General features: G+C 73.6%; 14 protein-coding genes. 5 read left to right on the top strand and 9 right to left on the bottom strand.

The features are described from left to right. Positions 1–201: 201 nt before the first annotated feature. Positions 202–996 (top strand): peroxide stress protein YaaA, encoded by a 795-nt coding sequence (gene yaaA, locus TR49_RS10040; protein WP_042379740.1) that lies wholly within the window; start codon positions 202–204, stop codon positions 994–996. 31 nt (positions 997–1,027) lie between these two features. On the opposite strand, the gene TR49_RS10035 is transcribed toward yaaA, so the two are convergent. From TR49_RS10035 to TR49_RS10020, 4 genes are all read right to left on the bottom strand, one after another. Next, positions 1,028–2,020 carry a phospholipase D-like domain-containing protein gene (locus TR49_RS10035; protein WP_042379737.1) on the bottom strand — a complete coding sequence of 331 codons (993 nt, stop codon included), beginning with the start codon at positions 2,018–2,020 and terminating at the stop codon, positions 1,028–1,030. A gap of 194 nt (positions 2,021–2,214) precedes the next feature. Then, positions 2,215–3,432 (bottom strand): bifunctional RNase H/acid phosphatase, encoded by a 1,218-nt coding sequence (locus tag TR49_RS10030; protein WP_042379733.1) that lies wholly within the window; start codon positions 3,430–3,432, stop codon positions 2,215–2,217. Continuing rightward, positions 3,429–4,172, bottom strand: a complete 744-nt coding sequence (locus TR49_RS44950; RefSeq protein ID WP_201776173.1) for a zinc ribbon domain-containing protein — start codon at positions 4,170–4,172, stop codon at positions 3,429–3,431. Before TR49_RS44950 ends, TR49_RS10030 begins: the two co-directional genes overlap by 4 nt. Then, on the bottom strand, positions 4,169–5,029 hold the full coding sequence (locus TR49_RS10020) for a Nif3-like dinuclear metal center hexameric protein (protein WP_042380136.1): 861 nt from the start codon (positions 5,027–5,029) through the stop codon (positions 4,169–4,171). The genes TR49_RS44950 and TR49_RS10020 overlap by 4 nt, the downstream gene beginning before the upstream one ends. Positions 5,030–5,380: 351 nt before the next feature. Here TR49_RS10020 and TR49_RS39805 point away from each other — a divergent pair, with 351 nt between their 5' ends. Next, positions 5,381–7,384, top strand: a complete 2,004-nt coding sequence (locus tag TR49_RS39805; protein WP_052434160.1) for an alpha/beta hydrolase family protein — start codon at positions 5,381–5,383, stop codon at positions 7,382–7,384. 88 nt (positions 7,385–7,472) lie between these two features. Further along, positions 7,473–7,607 carry a hypothetical protein gene (locus TR49_RS46355; protein WP_268874063.1) on the top strand — a complete coding sequence of 45 codons (135 nt, stop codon included), beginning with the start codon at positions 7,473–7,475 and terminating at the stop codon, positions 7,605–7,607. A gap of 42 nt (positions 7,608–7,649) precedes the next feature. Here TR49_RS46355 and TR49_RS10005 read toward each other — a convergent pair whose 3' ends face one another. From TR49_RS10005 to TR49_RS09985, 5 genes are all read right to left on the bottom strand, one after another. Continuing rightward, positions 7,650–8,594 (bottom strand): 3-oxoacyl-ACP reductase, encoded by a 945-nt coding sequence (locus tag TR49_RS10005; RefSeq protein WP_042379729.1) that lies wholly within the window; start codon positions 8,592–8,594, stop codon positions 7,650–7,652. Further along, a complete protein-coding gene (locus tag TR49_RS10000; protein WP_042379726.1) occupies positions 8,591–9,679 on the bottom strand; it encodes a Zn-dependent alcohol dehydrogenase in 1,089 nt (362 codons plus the stop codon). The genes TR49_RS10005 and TR49_RS10000 overlap by 4 nt, the downstream gene beginning before the upstream one ends. A gap of 80 nt (positions 9,680–9,759) precedes the next feature. Further along, positions 9,760–10,626, bottom strand: a complete 867-nt coding sequence (gene chsH3, locus TR49_RS09995; RefSeq protein ID WP_042379722.1) for an enoyl-CoA hydratase ChsH3 — start codon at positions 10,624–10,626, stop codon at positions 9,760–9,762. Positions 10,627–10,912: 286 nt separating this feature from the next. Continuing rightward, positions 10,913–12,106 carry a lipid-transfer protein gene (locus TR49_RS09990; protein WP_042379719.1) on the bottom strand — a complete coding sequence of 398 codons (1,194 nt, stop codon included), beginning with the start codon at positions 12,104–12,106 and terminating at the stop codon, positions 10,913–10,915. A gap of 19 nt (positions 12,107–12,125) precedes the next feature. Next, complete coding sequence (locus TR49_RS09985; protein WP_042379716.1) at positions 12,126–14,306, bottom strand: acyl-CoA dehydrogenase family protein; 2,181 nt, start codon at positions 14,304–14,306, stop codon at positions 12,126–12,128. A gap of 222 nt (positions 14,307–14,528) precedes the next feature. On the opposite strand from TR49_RS09985, the gene TR49_RS09980 reads away from it, so the two are divergent. Together TR49_RS09980 and TR49_RS09975 are read left to right on the top strand one after the other, a co-directional pair. Next, positions 14,529–15,776, top strand: a complete 1,248-nt coding sequence (locus TR49_RS09980) for a M48 family metallopeptidase (protein WP_160311565.1) — start codon at positions 14,529–14,531, stop codon at positions 15,774–15,776. Positions 15,777–15,850: 74 nt separating this feature from the next. Next, positions 15,851–16,504 (top strand): class I SAM-dependent methyltransferase, encoded by a 654-nt coding sequence (locus tag TR49_RS09975; RefSeq protein ID WP_042379713.1) that lies wholly within the window; start codon positions 15,851–15,853, stop codon positions 16,502–16,504. Positions 16,505–16,708 lie beyond the last annotated feature (204 nt).

Below are 16,708 nucleotides of genomic sequence, written 5' to 3'. Positions count from 1 at the left end.
AGTGCGCCCTCGCACCCGAACGCCCGTCCCGCCACCCGGACAGGTGACTGCACCGTCTCTCGACGCACCCTCCAGGAGCGCGGAGCGCCGCCGGGTCGGCGCTCCGCCCCCGTGCGCCCACCGCAGGCCGGGGCCGCAGGGCGGCCGTCGCGGACCCCCTAGAGTGGTCGGCGGGAAGACCGTGTCTTGAGGAGTCGTGCAGTGCTGGTGCTGTTGCCGCCGTCGGAGGGCAAGGCCGCGACCGGGGAGGGGGCGCCGCTCGAGCTCGGGTCGCTCGTGCTGCCCGGTCTGACCGGGACGCGGGAGGCCGTGCTGGACGCGCTGGTCGCGATCTGCCGGGGGGACGAGGGGACCGCCCTGGAGGTGCTCGGCATCGGCGAGGGCCTGCGCGGCGAGCTCGCCCGTAACGCCGACCTCCGCACGGCGGCCGCGCTGCCCGCGGGTGAGCTGTACACCGGCGTGCTCTACGACAACCTCGGCCTGGCCGACCTCGCGCCCGAGGCGCGTGCCCGTGCCGAGGAGGGCCTCGTGGTGTTCTCGGGCCTGTGGGGCGTCGTGCGGATCACCGACCGGATCCCGCCGTACCGCTGCTCCGGGGGGACGAAGCTGCCGCCGCTCGGCGGTCTCGGCGCGCACTGGCGCAAGCCGATGGCCGCCGCGATGCCGGAGCTCGCCGGGGACGGGCTGGTGCTGGACCTGCGCTCGTCCGCCTACGCCGCGCTGTGGAAGCCGACCGGCGAGGTCGCCGCGCGCACGGCCACGGTGCGCGTGCTGCACGAGCGGGTCGTGGGCGGCGTCACCAGGCGCTCCGTCGTCAGCCACTTCAACAAGGCGACCAAGGGCCGCCTGCTGCGGCAGCTGCTGGAGTCGGGTGCGGAGCCGGCCACCCCGGCGGAGCTGGTGGACGCACTGCGCGAGGCGAAGTTCACCGTGGAGGCGCAGCCGCCCACGGCCGGCAGGCCGTGGGCGCTGGACGTGGTCGTCGCCGAGCTCTGAACCCCGGTCCACGCGGGGGCCGCGCGGGGGACTACGCGGGGGTGCCGCCCGCGTAGTCGCTGTTGAAGGCGGTCTCGATCGTGCCCGCCACACCGCTGTCGGTCAGGATGATGCCCAGCTCGCGGTTGTTGCCCAGGGAGTTGGACGTGATGTTCATCGACCCGGCCTCGACCTTCTGGGTCGACAGGCCGTAGTCGGCGACGATCGCCTTGGCGTGGATGTAGAAGCCGGTGCTGGAGGAGTAGCCCACCACCGTGCCGCCCGCGCTCTTGATCTGGGAGACCTCGCTGGAGTAGCTGCCGGGGGTCTCCAGGACCACCCGCACCTTCACGCCCGCCTTGGCGCGGGCGGCGATGGCGTTCACGACGGCCGAGTCGCTGAACTCCTCCTCCTCGACGTCCAGGGTTTTGGTCGCGCCGTTGATGACGCTCAGCAGCCGGGTCTGCGCGTCGGTGGGCGACCAGAGCAGGTTGTCGCCGTCGCCGGGGGTGACCGAGGTGTGGGCGTAGTCCGCGTTGAAGACCTTCTCGATCGCGGCGACGTCGTTGGCGTCGTTGTCGAAGACGCCGTAGTCGCGGCTGGTCGAGTAGTACTTCGAGGTGAGGTTGCCGGTGAGGACCAGCGAGGTGGCGCCGTCGACCGTGATGGTCTTCTGGTGCGTGTACACATAGGAGGTGGACGAGTACACGACGCCCACGCCGGCGTTCTTGAGGGCGCTGTAGGCCGAGCTGTTGGTCGAGGTCTCCTTCTCGTCGAGGATGACCCGGACGGTGACGCCGGCCTTCTTGCGGGCGATCAGGTCGTTCACGGCCGTGGTGTCGCTGAGCTCGTACATCGTCATGTCGAGCGTCTTGGTGGCCGAGTTGATGAAGTTGTAGATGGTCGGCTCGCTGCTGCCGAGGGTGAAGGTGAACGCCGTGTAGCTCGCGGCGTGGGCCGGGAGGGCGGTGGCGAACAGCGCGGCACCGGCGGCGAGCGCGACGGTGGCGGTGGCGGTGGCGCGGCTTCTGCCCTTGCGGGACATGCGTGCTCCTAGGGGGAGTTGACGGAGAGCCAGTGACCTTGCCCGGAGTGGTCGGCCGACCGTCCATCAGGACACCACGCGCGTAGACAGGACAGAAAGCTGTCCGCGGTTAAATGTGCATGACCAGCATCCAACGCGGACAGGGAGGCCCTGTGCAGGGCCTCCCTGTCCGCACGCTTCAGAAACCCCGCTGGTCAGCGTAGATGTGAGGTGTCGTTGAAAAGCCTGAGCGACGCGTTGCCGTCCGCGTAGAACTGGACGGCGGAGACGGCCGCCGCACTCAGTTCCATGCGGTACAGCGCCTCCGTCGGAGCACCCAGGGCGAGCCGGACGAGCGTCTTGATCGGCGTCACGTGCGAGACGACCAGGACGGTGCGCCCGGCATAGCGGGCCAGCAGGCGGTCCCGGGCGGCGGCCACCCGGCGGCCGACGGCGACGAAGCTCTCGCCGTCCGGCGGGGCCGTCCTCGGCGAGGCCAACCAGGCGTCCAGCGCCTCCGGCTGACGCTCCTTCACCTCGGCGAAGGTGAGCCCCTCGAAGGAGCCGAAGTCAGCCTCGCGCAGGGCCTCCTCGACGCGGACGTCCAGGCCCAGCACGTCGGCGACGGCCTGTGCGGTCTCCCGGCAGCGCCGCAGCGGCGAGCTGACGATCGCCTCGATGGTGCCGCGCGCGGCGAAGGCCGCGGCGGCGCGCTCGGCCTGCCAGCGGCCTCGCTCGGAGAGCGCCGGGTCGCCGCCGCCGCTGCCGGAGAACCGCTTCTGCGGCGTCAGCGCGGTCTCGCCGTGGCGCAGCATCACGAAGGTGGTGGGCTTGCCCATGTCCGCGGGCGCGGCCCAGCCCGCCGGGGCGGTGACCTTCGGCTCGCCGCCCTGATCGGCGACGGGCTGGGCGATCCGCCGGGCGATCGGTTCGGCGGTGGCGTCGGAGACCGGCGCGGCGGTGACCGGCGTCGGCTGCGGCGGCAGCTTCGGCTCCCACGCACGGCCCGCCTGGCCCGCGTCCATCGCCTCGTTGGCGAGCCGGTCCGCGTTCTTGTTCTCCTTGCGCGGCACCCAGCGGTACTGGACCCGCCCGGCCGGGAAGGCCGTACGGGCCTCGGCCGCGAGCGGCTTCATGTCCGGGTGCTTGACCTGCCAGCGGCCGGACATCTGCTCCACGACGAGCTTGGAGTCCATCCGCACCTCGACCGCGGCGGCCGGGTCGATCGCGGCGGCGGCGCGCAGGCCCGCGATCAGACCCCGGTACTCGGCCACGTTGTTGGTGACGCGGCCGAGGTACTCGGCCGCCTCCGCCAGCACCTCGCCGGTGTCGCCGTCGCGCACGACCGCGCCGTATCCGGCGGGCCCGGGGTTGCCCCGCGACCCGCCGTCGGCCTCGACGACGAACCGGCGAGCTTGCCCGCCTTCCGTCACAGACCGGACTCCGAGGTGCGGACCAGAATCCGTCCGCAGTTCTCGCAGCGCACGACCTCGTCCGCGGCGGCGGCGCGCACGGCGCCGAGGTCGGTGATGGACAGCTCCACCCGGCAGCCCTCGCAGCGGCGCTGGAAGAGGCGCGCCGCGCCGATGCCGGCGTTCTGGGTGCGCAGGCGGGTGTAGAGCTTCATCAGGTCGGCCGGGATGGCGGCGGACAGGGTCTCGCGGTCGCGGGTGACCTTCTCCACCTCGGCGTCGATCGAGCCGTAGGAGGTGTCGCGGCGCTCCTCGGCCTCCTTGACGGAGCGCTCGGCCTCGTCGCGGCGGGCCGTCATCTCGCTGACGCGGGTCTGACCCGACTCGAGCCGCTCCATGATCTCCAGGACCACGTCCTCCAGGTCGCTCTGGCGCTTGGCCAGCGAGCCGACCTCGTGCTGGAGGTTGGTGAGGTCCTTGGCGGAGCCGACCGAACCGGAGTCGAGCAGCTTCTGGTTGCGGGCGGCGCGCTGGCGCACCTGGTCGACGTCCTGCTCGGCCTTGGTGAGCTCACGCTGGGTGTCGCTCAGCTGGGTCTCGGCGGCGACGGTGAGCGAGCGCAGCTGGGCGAGGTCGGTGGAACGCTGCTCGATCTCGGCGTGCTCGGGCAGCGTGCGCCGACGGTGGGCGAGCTGGTCGAGGCGGGAGTCGAGTGCCTGCAGGTCCAGCAGGCGGATCTGGTCGGCGGGCGCGGCGTTCAGTTGGAGCTCCTTGAGGCGGTGGTCGGTGCGAAAGTCATCGGGGCGTGCGCGGTCCAGGGGTCGGTGACGTGGGTGGACACCCGCGTCCCGAGGCCCCAGCCGTGCTTTTCGGAGACGGCGAGCAGCGCGCTCTCCGCGCTGCGCAGCCAGGGCCACTCGGTGGCCCAGTGGGCGGCGTCGACCAGGGCGATGTCCGCGTTCTCGCGGGCCTCCGAGGCCGGGTGGTGGCGCAGGTCGGCCGTGACGTAGGCGTCGACGCCGGCCGCGCGGACCTCCGCGAAGAAGCTGTCGCCGGAGCCGCCGCAGACGGCGACACGGCGGACAGGACGGTCCGGGTCGCCCGCGGCGCGCACGCCCTGGGCGGTGGCCGGCAGTCCGGCGGCGACGCGGGCGGCGAAGGCGGCCAGCGGCTCGGGCGCCGGGAGCTCGCCGATGCGGCCGGTGCCGCGGCGTCCCGTCGGGTCGGTCGGGTCCGGGACCAACGGTCCGGTCACGCGCAGGCCGACGGCCTCGGCGAGGGCGTCGGAGACGCCGGGGTCGGCGACGTCGGCGTTGGTGTGCGCGACCATCAGCCCGATGCCGTGGCGGACCAGGGTGTGCACGACCTTGCCCTTGAAGGTGTCGGCCGCGACGGTCGTGGTGCCGCGCAGGTAGAGCGGGTGGTGCGTGACGACGAGCTGCGCGCCGAAGGCGACGGCCTCGTCGACGACGGCCTGCAGCGGGTCGACGGCGAACAGCACCCGGCTGACCTCGTCCTCCGGGTCGCCGCAGACCAGACCGACGGCGTCCCAGGACTCGGCCCACGCGGGCGGGTAGAGCTCGTCGAGCGCGCGGCGGACGTCGGAGAGTTTCGGCACGTGTCCGAGGGTATCGCGGCGCGGTGGCCGCGTCGGACAGCGCGCAAGGTTACGGGCCAGGAAGGAGCTCCACCCTTACGAGTGATGTGTCCGCGATCCCGTGCGAGCGGCGCACGTCCGTCAGTAGCTTCGGTGGTGCGGACGGGCCCCACCGCGGAGGGCCCGCCCTGAACACGGTGAGCTCGAAGAACAAGGCGAGCCCGAACGACGCGAGCGGCTCTCGTGAGCTCTTCCGAACGCTGCGCACCTTCTCGCACGTCTTTCTTGCACGTCTTTCTTGCACATCATTGCTTCCTCTCCCTTCCGTTCCGGCGACGTGTGTCGTCCCGACCGAGCTGCGGTGGTGCCTCCATGACCACGATCCCCCTCACCGTCCCTCCGCGCTCCGGCTCCGCCTCTGGGCCGGGGGCGCCGGTCTCCGCCGCGCTGCGGCGGGTCAGCTTCAGCTTCGCCTCCGACGGCTCGCACGCCGCCTGCCTGGCGGCGGAGGCCGACGGCCGCTGGTTCGTCGAGAGCTGGCTGCTGGGCGCGGAGCCGGGCGAGGTCTGCGCGCCGCAGCCGCTGCGCCCCGGCGCGGGCGCACGCGAGCGGCGCTCGGAGGACGTGCACGCGCAGCTCGTCGCGCTGACCGACGGCCGTGTGCTGATCTGCCGTCACGAGGGCACGCAGCAGCAGCTGATCGTGCGCGGCACGGACGGGCAGGCGGACCTGGCCGCGGGCCGGCTCCATCAGGCCGGCCTGCGGCTGCTGCCGCTGCCCGCCCCGGCGGCGGGCGCGCCGGTCGCGCTGGCGCTGGGCACGGACGGCGAGACGTCCACCTCGGTCTGGCTGGTCAGCGCGGACGGCGTCTCCGCCCCGCAGCAGGTCGCCGAGCTGCCCGGTCTGTACGGCGGCGGCGTCTGGCTGGACCGGGGCGGGCGGATGCTCGGCCTGGACCGGTTGCAGCGCCTGGCCGACGGCACGGGCCGGGTCAAGACGGTCGTGCTGGACCTCGTCTCCGTCAGGCTCTCGCCGCTGCTGGAGCTCACCGAGCACAGCAACGACCGCCTCGCGGCCTGTGATCCGGGCAGCGGTCTGATCCTGGTGCGCAGCGACGCGCCGGGCGAGGACCGTCTCGGCTGGGGCCGCCTCGGCTCCGGCGAGCCGCTGCACTTCCCTGAGTGCCTGCGCGGCGGGCAGCACTTCCTGCGCCCCGTCGCGATCGAGCCGGGCCGCGGCCGGGTGGCCGTCCAGGCGGACTGGGGCGCCGGTACGACGCTGGCGCTGTGGGAGCCGGGCGCCACGCGGCTGGACCCGCTGCCCATCCCGCCCGGCCGGTTCGGCGGGGTGGCGCACTGGTCGGCGGCAGGCCTGCGGATGCCCTACTCGGCGCCGGACCACCCGGCAGCGATGGCCTCGATCGACGTCGACCTGCTGTTGAGCGGCGAGACGCGGCCGCTGCCGCAGCCGGAGCGGCCCCGGCTGGCGCCGGTCCAGGGCGGGCGCGCGGGCCTGGCGAGCGTGGTGCAGGTGATACCCCAGCCCGTGGAGACCGGCTGGCGGCTGGACGGCAGCACCCGGCGCGGCGACGGCCGCCCCTGGGAGAGCGCGCAGACGGTCACCCTGCCGGGAGCCACGGGTCCGGTGGAGGGCGTCGTCTACGGGGGCGACGCGTGGCTCAGCGCCGAGCACCTGGTGATGGCCCTGCACGGCGGGCCCGCCGACGCCTGGCATCTGGAGTTCGAGCCGACCCTGCAGCGCCTGGCGGCGGAGGGCATGGCCGTCGTCGCCCCGAACCAGCGCGGCAGCACGGGCTACGGCGTCGAGCACGCACAGGCCGTCCAGCACGCCTGGGGCGGCCCGGATCTGGAGGACGTGCTGGCGCTGCTGCACAGCATCGGCGGCCAGCGCGAGTCGCTGGGCCTGGGCCGGGTGGCCCTGTTCGGCGTCAGCTACGGCGCGTTCCTCGCGCTGCTGGCGGCGGGCACCGCCCCTGATCTGGTCGCCCGGGTGGCGGCGGTCTCCCCGTTCCTCTCCGGCGCGCGCCTGGCCGCCGAGGCGGGTCCGGCCGTTCGGGGTCTCACGGAGCGGATGGGCGCGGCGACGGACCTGCCGGACGGCCCGCGGGACGTCCTGCTGCTGTGCCACCGGCTGACGGCGGAGGTGCTGGTCGTCCACGGCGATCGGGACGAGATCGTGCCCGTCACGCAATCCCGGCTGCTGCGCCAGGAGTTGCTGCGGATCGGCCGGGTCGAGGGGGTCGACTTCCAGTACGTGGAGGCCGCGCGTGCGGGCCACGAGGTGCTCGCGGAGGAGGGTGCGCCTCTTCTGCAGGAGTTGTTGGCGAGCTTTTTGAGAAGTGTGCGAACGGTGTGAACGGGTGGGAAGGTCCCTACGAGGCCACTAGGGTGGACCACCAGCACGAATGCCGGAAGACAGAACAAACACGGAGAAGACGACTCTCATGTCTGATGCCCTCACCGACATCACCACTGAGAACGCCGCGGAGGAGGACCCGCACGGCCGCCACCGCGGCCACATCGCCGAGGAGGAGGCGCAGGAGGCGAACCCCCACGGTCGCCACCGCCGCGCGGAGTAGCACCCTGGGGGCGCGGGGAACCGCGCCCCCAGGTGTGGCAGCTCATCCGTGCTTCAGGCCGAGAACCGACATGTTGGCGAAGCCGTCGCCCGGCTTGCGTTCGGCGTAGAACGGGGTCATCAGCTCGTCCAGCTCACCCGGCGTGAAGACCTCCTTCGCCGTGTCGAACTTGGCCAGGACCGGCGGGGCGCCGAGGATCGCGACCATACCGCCGTGGACGACGAAGCACTGGCCGTTCACCGAGGCCGCCGCCGGAGAGGCCAGGTAGGCGACGAGCGGGGAGACGTGCTCGGGGGCGAGCGGGTCGATGCCTGTCTCCGGTGCGCTCATGGATCCGACGAAGACGTCCTCGGTCATGCGCGTCCGGGCACGCGGGCAGATGACGTTGGCGGTGACGCCGTAGCGGGCCAGCGCGTTCGCGCTGCTGGTGGTGAGGCCGACGATGCCGCCCTTCGCGGCCGCGTAGTTGGGCTGTCCGGCGGAGCCCGCGACGAACGCCTCGGACGAGGTGTTGACGATCCGCCCGTACACCGGCGCCCCGGCCGCCTTGCTCCGGTCACGCCAGTACGCGGCGGCCGCACGGGTCGTGGCGAAGTGGCCGCGCAGGTGGACGCGGACGACGGAGTCCCACTCCTCCTCCGTCATGGAGAAGACCATCCGGTCGCGCAGGATGCCGGCGTTGTTGACCAGGATGTCCAGCTGCCCGTAGGTCGCGACCGCGAGGTCGACCAGTTCCTGGGCGGTGCCGATGTCGGCGATGTCGCCGTAGTGCGCGACGGCGTGGCCGCCCGCCGCTGCGATCTCGGCGACCGTTTCGTCGGCGGGCGCCGCCGACGCGGCGCCGCTGCCGTCGCGGCCCGGCGCACCGAAGTCGTTGACGACGACGTTCGCGCCCGCGCGGGCGAGTTCCAGCGCCTCGGCGCGGCCCAGGCCGCGGCCCGCACCGGTGACGATCGCGGTGAGGCCCGCCAGCGACGTGGTGGTCACGCGTCCGTCCCCATGGTGATGACGGTGCGCAGCGCCTCGCCGGTGCGCATCTGCTCGATGGCGTCGTTGACGTGGCCGAGCGGCACGTGGTGGGTGACCATGCCCTCGAGGTCGAGGCGGCCGGCCCGCCACAGCTCGATGACCTTGCGGTAGGTCGCGGGCACGTCCGCGCCGCCGTAGAGGGAGGGCAGGACGCGCTTCTCGTTGAAGAACAGCTCGAACATGTTGAACTGCGCGTTGTCGTCCATCGCGCCCGCGCCGACCACGACGAGGGCGCCGCCGCGCCGGACCGCGTCGTAGGCGGTGCGCACGGTCGCCGAGCGGCCGACGACCTCGAAGGCGTAGTCGAAGCCCTCGCCGCCGGTGATCCGGGCCTTGGCGTCGTTCAGCTCGTCGGGGTGGACCGCCTCGGTCGCGCCGAAGCGCAGCGCCCACTCGCGGCGGGCGGCGACGGGGTCGACCGCGAGGATCTGGGCCGCGCCGCAGACCTTCGCGCCCTGGATGGCGGCGATGCCGACGCCGCCGCAGCCGATCACGGCGACCTTCGAACCGGGCAGCACCTTGGCGGTGTTGACGGCCGCGCCGACGCCGGTGGTGACGCCGCAGCCGATCAGGGCGGCGACCTCGTAGGGGACGTCGTCGGGGATCTTCACCGCACAGCCGGCCGCGACGACGCTCTCCTCGGCGAAGGTGCCGGTGGCGGAGAAGCCGAAGATGTCCTTGCCGTCGTGCCGGTAGTTGGGCGTGCCCATGTTGGCGAACGCGGCCAGGCACAGGTTGCCCTCGCCGCGCAGGCAGGAGGGGCAGGCGCCGCAGGGCGGCATCCAGCAGACGATGACGCGGTCGCCGACGGCCAGGCTCGTCACGCCCGCGCCCACCTCGACGACCTCGCCCGCGCCCTCGTGGCCGGGGACGAACGGGGCGGGCTGCGGCAGCACACCGCTCATGGCGGACAGGTCGGAGTGGCAGAGGCTGGCGGCCTTCATCCTGATCCGGACCTGGCCGGGCCCGGTCGCCGGGGTCTCGACGCCGTCGTGGACCTCCAGTTTCTCCTGGCCGGTCTCGTGCAGAACCGCTGCGCGCATCTTCTTCGCTCCTCGGTCGTGGCGGTGCGGATGTGGGTTGCGGACGTGGGGTGCGGGGGGTGCGGATCGAAGGGGGCGGGTCAGGGCTGGTGGGTGACGACGGTGTCGGCGAGGACGGGCGCGTCGTCGCGCTCCACGCTGGTCGCGGTGACGAGCAGCCGCTGCCCGCCGTCGCGCCAGATCCGGACGCGCAGCGTCTCGCCGGGGAAGAAGATCCCGGCGAAGCGGGTGCGGTACTCGCGCACCCGGGAGGCGTCGCCGCCGAGGACGGCGTCCACGACGGCCTTGAGGGTGACGCCGTAGGAGCACAGGCCGTGCAGGATCGGGCGGTCGAAGCCGGCCAGCTTGGCGAAGTCGGGGTCGGCGTGGAGCGGGTTCCAGTCCCCGGAGAGGCGATAGAGCAGCGCCTGGTCGTGACGGACCGGGATCTCGCGCACGGCGTCCGGCTCGCGGTCGGGCACTTCGATGCGGACGCTCTCGCCGCGCTCGCCGCCGAAGCCGCCCTCGCCGCGGACGAAGATCTCGGTGTCGCAGGTGTAGAGGGGGCCGTCGGCGTCGGCGGCCTCGCTGCGCATGACGAGGACGGCGGCCTTGCCCTTGTCGTGGACGGCGGCGAGGGAGCTGGTCAGCTGGGCGCGGCCGGCGGCGGGGATCGGGCGGTGCAGCTCGATGCGCTGGCCTCCGTGCAGCACCTGGGCGAGGTTGATCTCGAGGCCGGGCAGGTTGAAGGCTCCTGCCTTGGCCAGGCCGCCGCCCGCGACGGTGACGAAGCTGGGCAGCACCTGGAGGTCCTTCTCGTAGGTCCAGCGCAGTTCGTCGGGGTCGGTGGCCGGTCGCTGCGCGCCCGCGCCGATGCCCAGGTGGTAGAGGATCACGTCCTTGTGGTCCCAGGCGAGTTCGGTGATGCGGGCGGGGGCGGCGAGGGCTTCGGCGGGGTTGATGGGCATGGAGAGCCTCTCTCGTCTTTCGGGTTCGCTCACTCAGGATTCTCGGGGGCCTGGTCTCAGCATTGGTGGACCCCGACGCGGCCGTCCGCACCGTCGGCCGCGCCGGGGTCGCTTCGACGCGGGTGCCGACTGCTCCTGGTCCGGCCGGTCCCGCGGGCTGAGGGCTGAGCTAGAACAAGTTCTAGCGCAAAGCGCTTCAGTTGAGAACGCCCTGACACGGGTCAGTCACGGAGAGCCGCACAGGGCGCTTGAGGGCCCGGTCGGCGTCCGCGGTCCGAGCCCGCGGTCACCTGCGCAGCATGGTCACCACCGCCGCGCCACCGAGGCCGATGTTGTGGGCGAGACCGACGCGGGCGTTCGGCACCTGGCGGCCCTCCGCCTCGCCGCGCAGCTGCCAGACGAGCTCGGCGCACTGCGCGAGGCCGGTGGCGCCCAGCGGGTGCCCCTTGGAGATCAGCCCGCCGGAGGGGTTGACCACCCAGCGGCCGCCGTAGGTGGTCGCGCCCTCGGCGACGAGCTTGCCGCCCGCGCCGTCCGGGCACATCCCGAGCGCCTCGTAGGTGAGCAGCTCGTTGACGGAGAAGCAGTCGTGGAGCTCGACGACGTCGACGTCCTCGATGCCGAGGCCGGACTGCTCGAACACGGCCCGCCCGGCCTCGCGCGACATCGGCTTGCCGACGACGTCGATGCAGGAGCCGGAGGCGAAGCTTTCCTCGGTGTCCGTCGTCATCGCCTGGGCGACGATCTCGACCGCGCGGTCCTGCAGCGCGTGCTCGCGCACGAAGCGCTCGCTCGCCACGACGGCCGCGGCGGCCCCGTCGGAGGTGGGCGAGCACTGGAGCTTGGTCAGCGGCGCGTGGATGGTCCGCGCCGCCAGCACCTCCTGAAGGGAGTACTCGTCGCGGAACTGGGCGCGCGGGTTGGCCGCCGAGTGCCGGTGGTTCTTCACGCCGACGAGGGCGAGCTGCTCGGCGGTGGTGCCGTACCGCTCCATGTGCTCGCGGGCGGCGTTGCCGAAGATCTGCGCGGTCGGCGGGGTGGCCTCGAAACCGTGCCGGGCGGCCATCACGCCGTAGTGGCGGGCGACGGGGCTGGCCGCGAAGCCTCCCGCGCCCGCGCCGCCGCCGAGCGCGCCCCTGCTCATCTGCTCGAAGCCCAACGCCAGCACGCAGTCGTTCAGACCGCCCGCGACGAACTGACGTGCCATCATCAGCGCGGTCGAGCCGGTGGCGCAGTTGTTGTTGACGTTGTAGACCGGGACGCCGGTCAGGCCGACGGTGTAGAGGGCGCGCTGCCCGGCGGTCGACTGCTGGTGGCAGTAGCCGACGGCGGCCTGCTCGACGAGGCCGTAGGCGATCCCGGCGTCGGCGAGGGCGGCCTCGCCCGCCTCCTTCGCCATGTCCCAGTACTGCCAGTCGCGCGTCTCCGGCTTCTCGAACCTCGTCATGCCGACGCCGACGAGGAACACCTTCTCGGTCATCTCTACTCCGACTCTGCTGCTACGGCTGCGGATCGCGCGGGAGGCCGAGGATGCGCTCGGCGACGACGTTGAGCTGGACCTGCGTGGTGCCGCCGGCGATGGTCAGGCAGCGCGACATCAGCACCGCGTGCCCGATCTCGCGGCCGAGGCCCTCGTACACCGCGCCCGTCTCCCCGCACAGCTCCAGCGCGTACGCGGCGACGCGCTGCGCGTGCGGGGCGGAGACGAGCTTGCGGACGCTGCCGCCCGCGCCGGGGTCCAGGCCGTCGAGGGCGCTGAGCGTGGTGCGCAGGTCGATGCAGGCGAGCACGTGCTCGTCGGCGACGAGGCGGCCTAGGACGGCCGGGTCGCCGCCGGGGGCGTGCAGCAGGCGCTGGACGGCGGGACCGGTGGGGCTGGCGTCGGCCATGTGGACGCGCTCGTTGCCGAGCGTGTGCCGGGCCACCCGCCAGCCGTCGTCGACGGCGCCCACCACGGCGTCGGCGGGCAGCCGCACGTCGTCGAGGAAGACCTCGTTGAAGACCGCGTCGCCGGTCAGTTCGCGCAGCGGGCGGATGTCGATGCCGGGGGTGCCGTGCATGTCGACGACGAAGTAGGTGAGGCCCTGGTGCTTGGGCTTCTCGGGCGAGGTGCGGGCGAGCAGGATGCCGAAGTCGGCGGTCCGGGCGCTGGAGGTCCACACCTTCTGGCCGTCGACACGCCAGCTGCCGTCCTCCTGCCGGACCGCGCGGGTGCGCAGCGAGGCGAGGTCGGAGCCGGCCTCCGGCTCGGAGAAGAGCTGGCACCAGGTCAGTTCGCCGCGCAGGGTCGGCATCAGCAACCTCTCGCGCTGGGCGTCGGTGCCGTGGGCGACGAGGGAGGGGACGACCCAGTTGCCGATGGTCAGGTCCGGCAGCCGCACCCCTGCAGCGCGCAGCTCCTGCTCGACGACGAGCTGACGCAGCGGTCCGGCGCCGAGCCCGTAGGGGGGCGGGAGGTGCGGCGCGGCCCAGCCGTCGGGCGCGAGGCGGCGGCGCTGCTCGGCCGGGTCGAGCCCGGCGACGGAGGCCGCCGCCGCTCGGGCGTCGGCGCGGAACTCCGCGGCCTCGGGCGGCAGTTCCAGCTGCGGGCGCCACGGCTCGGCGACTGCGGCCGCCTCGGCGACCGCGCGCCACAGCGCTCCTTCGCCGCCGAGGAGTTGGCGCAGCGAGAGAGCCCGGCGCAGACGCAGGTGGGCGTCGTGCTCCCAGGTGAAGCCGATGCCGCCGAGAATCTGGATGCAGTCCTCGGCGTTGGCGCAGGCGGCGTCGACGGCGAGGGCCGCGGCGACGGCGGCGGTCAGCGGCGTGGTCTCACGTGCGGCGGCCCAGGTCGCGGCGGCGGCCTTCTCGGCGCGGACCAGCAGCCCGGCGCAGAGGTGCTTGACGGCCTGGAACTGGCCGATGGGCCGCCCGAACTGCTCACGGACCCTGGCGTGTTCGGCGGCGGTCTCCAGCGCCCAGCGGGCGATGCCGGACGCCTCGGCGGCGAGCAGGGTCCGCACGATCGCGTCGTAGGCGGCGTCGGCGTCGGACGCGGCGTCGGACGCGGCATCGGACGCGGCATCGGAGGCGGGGCCCGCGAGTTGTTCGGCAGGGGCGTCGTCGAACGCGACACAGCCGAGGCCACGGGTCGGGTCGAGCGCCGTCAGCGCGGTGATCCGCGCGGCGGAGGCGGGGACCGCGTACCAGACCGGGCCGCCCCCACCGACGGCCCGGACCACGAGCAGTTCCGCCTCCGCCGCACCGGGCACGACGCCGGCCACCCCGTCCAGGTGTCCGTCCGGCGTCGCCGTCACCGCTCCGCACCAGGCCACGGCGGCGGTCAGTGCGCCGTCGGCGAGAGCGGCGAGCCGCGGGTCGTCGGGGTCGGAACGGGCGAGCAGTGCGGCGGCCAGGACCGTCGGCAGGTAGCCGCCGGGCAGCAGCGCCCGGCCGGTCTCCTCGACCACCACGCCCAGATCCAGCAGTCCGCCGCCGCCCCCGCCCGCCCGCTCGGGCAGGTGCAGGCCGAGCAGCCCCTGCTCGGCCAGCCCCTTCCACCACGAGGGCCGGGCGGTCCCCACGACACCCGGCTCCTCCGCCAGCGCCGCCCGGACCACCGGTCCGGGGACCTCCCGCTCCAGCAGGCGCCGCACCGAGCCCCGCAACTCCCGGTGCTCCTCGCTGATGCCGACCGCCATGGACGCCCCCTTCTGAAGCTGACGTGGCGTCAGACTAGAACCCGTTACAGAAATTGGGAAGCCCGGCGCCGCGGTCGGCTTCCGTCGGGAGAATCGGATCGGGCATGATCTCCGGCCGTGACCACCTCCCTGACGAGCCTGAACGCCGTTTGCCCGGAATGCTCCGGTTCGCTCACCAGCGACCCGAGATTCGCCGTCTGGTGCCCTTCATGCCATTGGAACGTGTTGCCGGAATCGCAGCTCAAGGCTGCGGAGAAGAAGGGGAAGAAAGAGGGGAACGGCCTGCGCCAGCGACTGGACCGGGCCCTGGAGGAGCGGCTCTTCGACGAGGCCGTCTCCGGCAAGGACCTCGGCCCGCGCCGGGACGCGGCCCACTACGCGGCCGTCGCGCTGGCCCTGCCGGTGCACCTCGTCACCCTGGCCGCCCTCGTCTCCGGCTGCCTGCTGATCGCCTACGGGGCCTGGCCCGCCTGGATCGGGGCCCTGGCCCTCTTCGCCGTCGCCTACGCCGGCCGGCCGCGCCTCGGCTCCTACCGGCGTTTCCTCAAGCGCAGCACCGCGGTCACCCGCCAGAACGCCCCGGCACTGTGGGACCTGGCGGACTCCGTCGCCGACGGGATCGGCACCCGTCGTGCCGACGCCATTCTCATCGACGGCCGCTACAACGCGGGCTACACGCGCGTCGGTCTGCGGCGCCGGGTCGTGCTGCGCATCGGCATGCCGATGTGGGCGTCCCTGCGCGAGCAGGAGCGCGTGGCGCTGCTGGCCCACGAGTTCGGCCACGGCGCCAACGGCGACGCGCGGCGCGGGATCTGGCTCGGGGCCGCGCTGGAGGCGCTGGTGGAGTGGGTGCAGGGCCTGCGGGCCAACTCCAGCATGCGCAGTCGGCGCCGCGGCATGGAGGCCGTCGTCGCCCTGGTCGTCAGCTGGCTGACCGCCGGCATCGCCCAGCTTGTCCTGCTCTACGCGCGGCTGCTGCACTGGCTCACCCGGATGGGCAGCCGTCGCGCCGAGTACCTGGCCGACTCCTTCACCACCCGGCTCGCCGGGACCGAGGGCGCGGTCGGGCTGGTCGAGGCGCTGCGCCTGGGGACGGCTTACGAGAGCGTCGTCCACCAGCGCAAGGTCGCGGGCCAGCGGGTGCCCGGCCGGTGGCGGCGGGGAGCCGGGGCGGCCGACGAGCCCGCAACGGTGGCGGAGGCGCCGAAGACGGACCTGTGGACGCAGATCCAGGAGTACGTGCGGAGCATCCCGGCCGCCGAGCGCACCCGGCGCATCCTCGCGGCCGAGCTGACCCACAGCGACTTCGACGGCACCCACCCGCCGTCCCACCTGCGCCTGGCCTTCGTGCGCCGCCGCGACGAGGCGGCAGAGCCGGCGGTGCTGCTGAGCCCGGAGGCCTCCGCCGCGATCGACGCCGAGCTGCGGCTCCTCGCCCGCCCGATCGCCGACGACCTGCTCGGGGTGTGACCTCCACGCCCGGCTGACCGGCCGGACGCATGCGGCCTCGGTGCGCATGTGACCGGCCGGTAGGGTGACGCGCTATGGACGCGACGCGAGAGACCACCCCCGCCCGGCCGCAGGCGCGGGTGCTGGCCGCCTTCGAGGCGGCGACGGGGTTCATGCCGGTGGACGAGGGCCTGGCCCTCTACGCGGCGGCGGCCGAGGCGGCCGCCCGGACGGGCCTGCCGGTGCTGGAGATCGGCACGTACTGCGGCCGCTCCACGATCCTGCTCGCCGAGGCGGCCCGGCTGGCCGGCACCGTCGCGATCACCGTCGACCACCACCGGGGCTCGGAGGAGCAGCAGCCCGGCTGGGAGTACCACGACACCAGCCTGGTCGACCCTGAGGTCGGCCTGATGGACACCCTCCCCCGCTTCCGCCGCACGCTGCACGCCGCCGGGCTGGAGCCGCACGTCGTCGCACTCGTCGGGCGCTCCCCGCAGCTCGCGTCGCTGTGGGGTACGCAGGTCGGCCTCGTCTTCGTCGACGGCGGCCACACCGACGAGCACGCCACCGGCGACTACGAGGGCTGGGTTCCGCACCTCGCACCGGAGGGCCTGCTGGTCGTGCACGACGTCTTCCCCGACCCGGCGGACGGCGGCCAGGCGCCGTACCGGGTCTACCTGCGCGCGCTCGACGAGGGCTTCCGCGAGGTCTCGGTCACCGGCTCGCTGCGGGTGCTGCGCCGCCAGTAGTGCTCTGTTCGGTCGGGGCTGAACGCGGGCGTTCTTGATCGTACAAAGCCGCCTGCGGGCTGCAGGGGTTCGATACGGTGGCGCCCATCGGTTTCGGGGTACCTGCGGTACGCGGCGAGGTGGGCGATGAGCGATCGGGACGGCACGAGCCCCGCAGTGTGGGATCCGACGGCCAACGGCGGCGCCGGCGGCTGGGTCCGCAGG

It is taken from the genome of Streptacidiphilus melanogenes (assembly GCF_000787835.1).
In the GTDB taxonomy this organism is placed as follows: Bacteria; Actinomycetota; Actinomycetes; order Streptomycetales; family Streptomycetaceae; genus Streptacidiphilus; species Streptacidiphilus melanogenes.
This window is presented reverse-complemented; position numbering and strand designations above follow the sequence as displayed.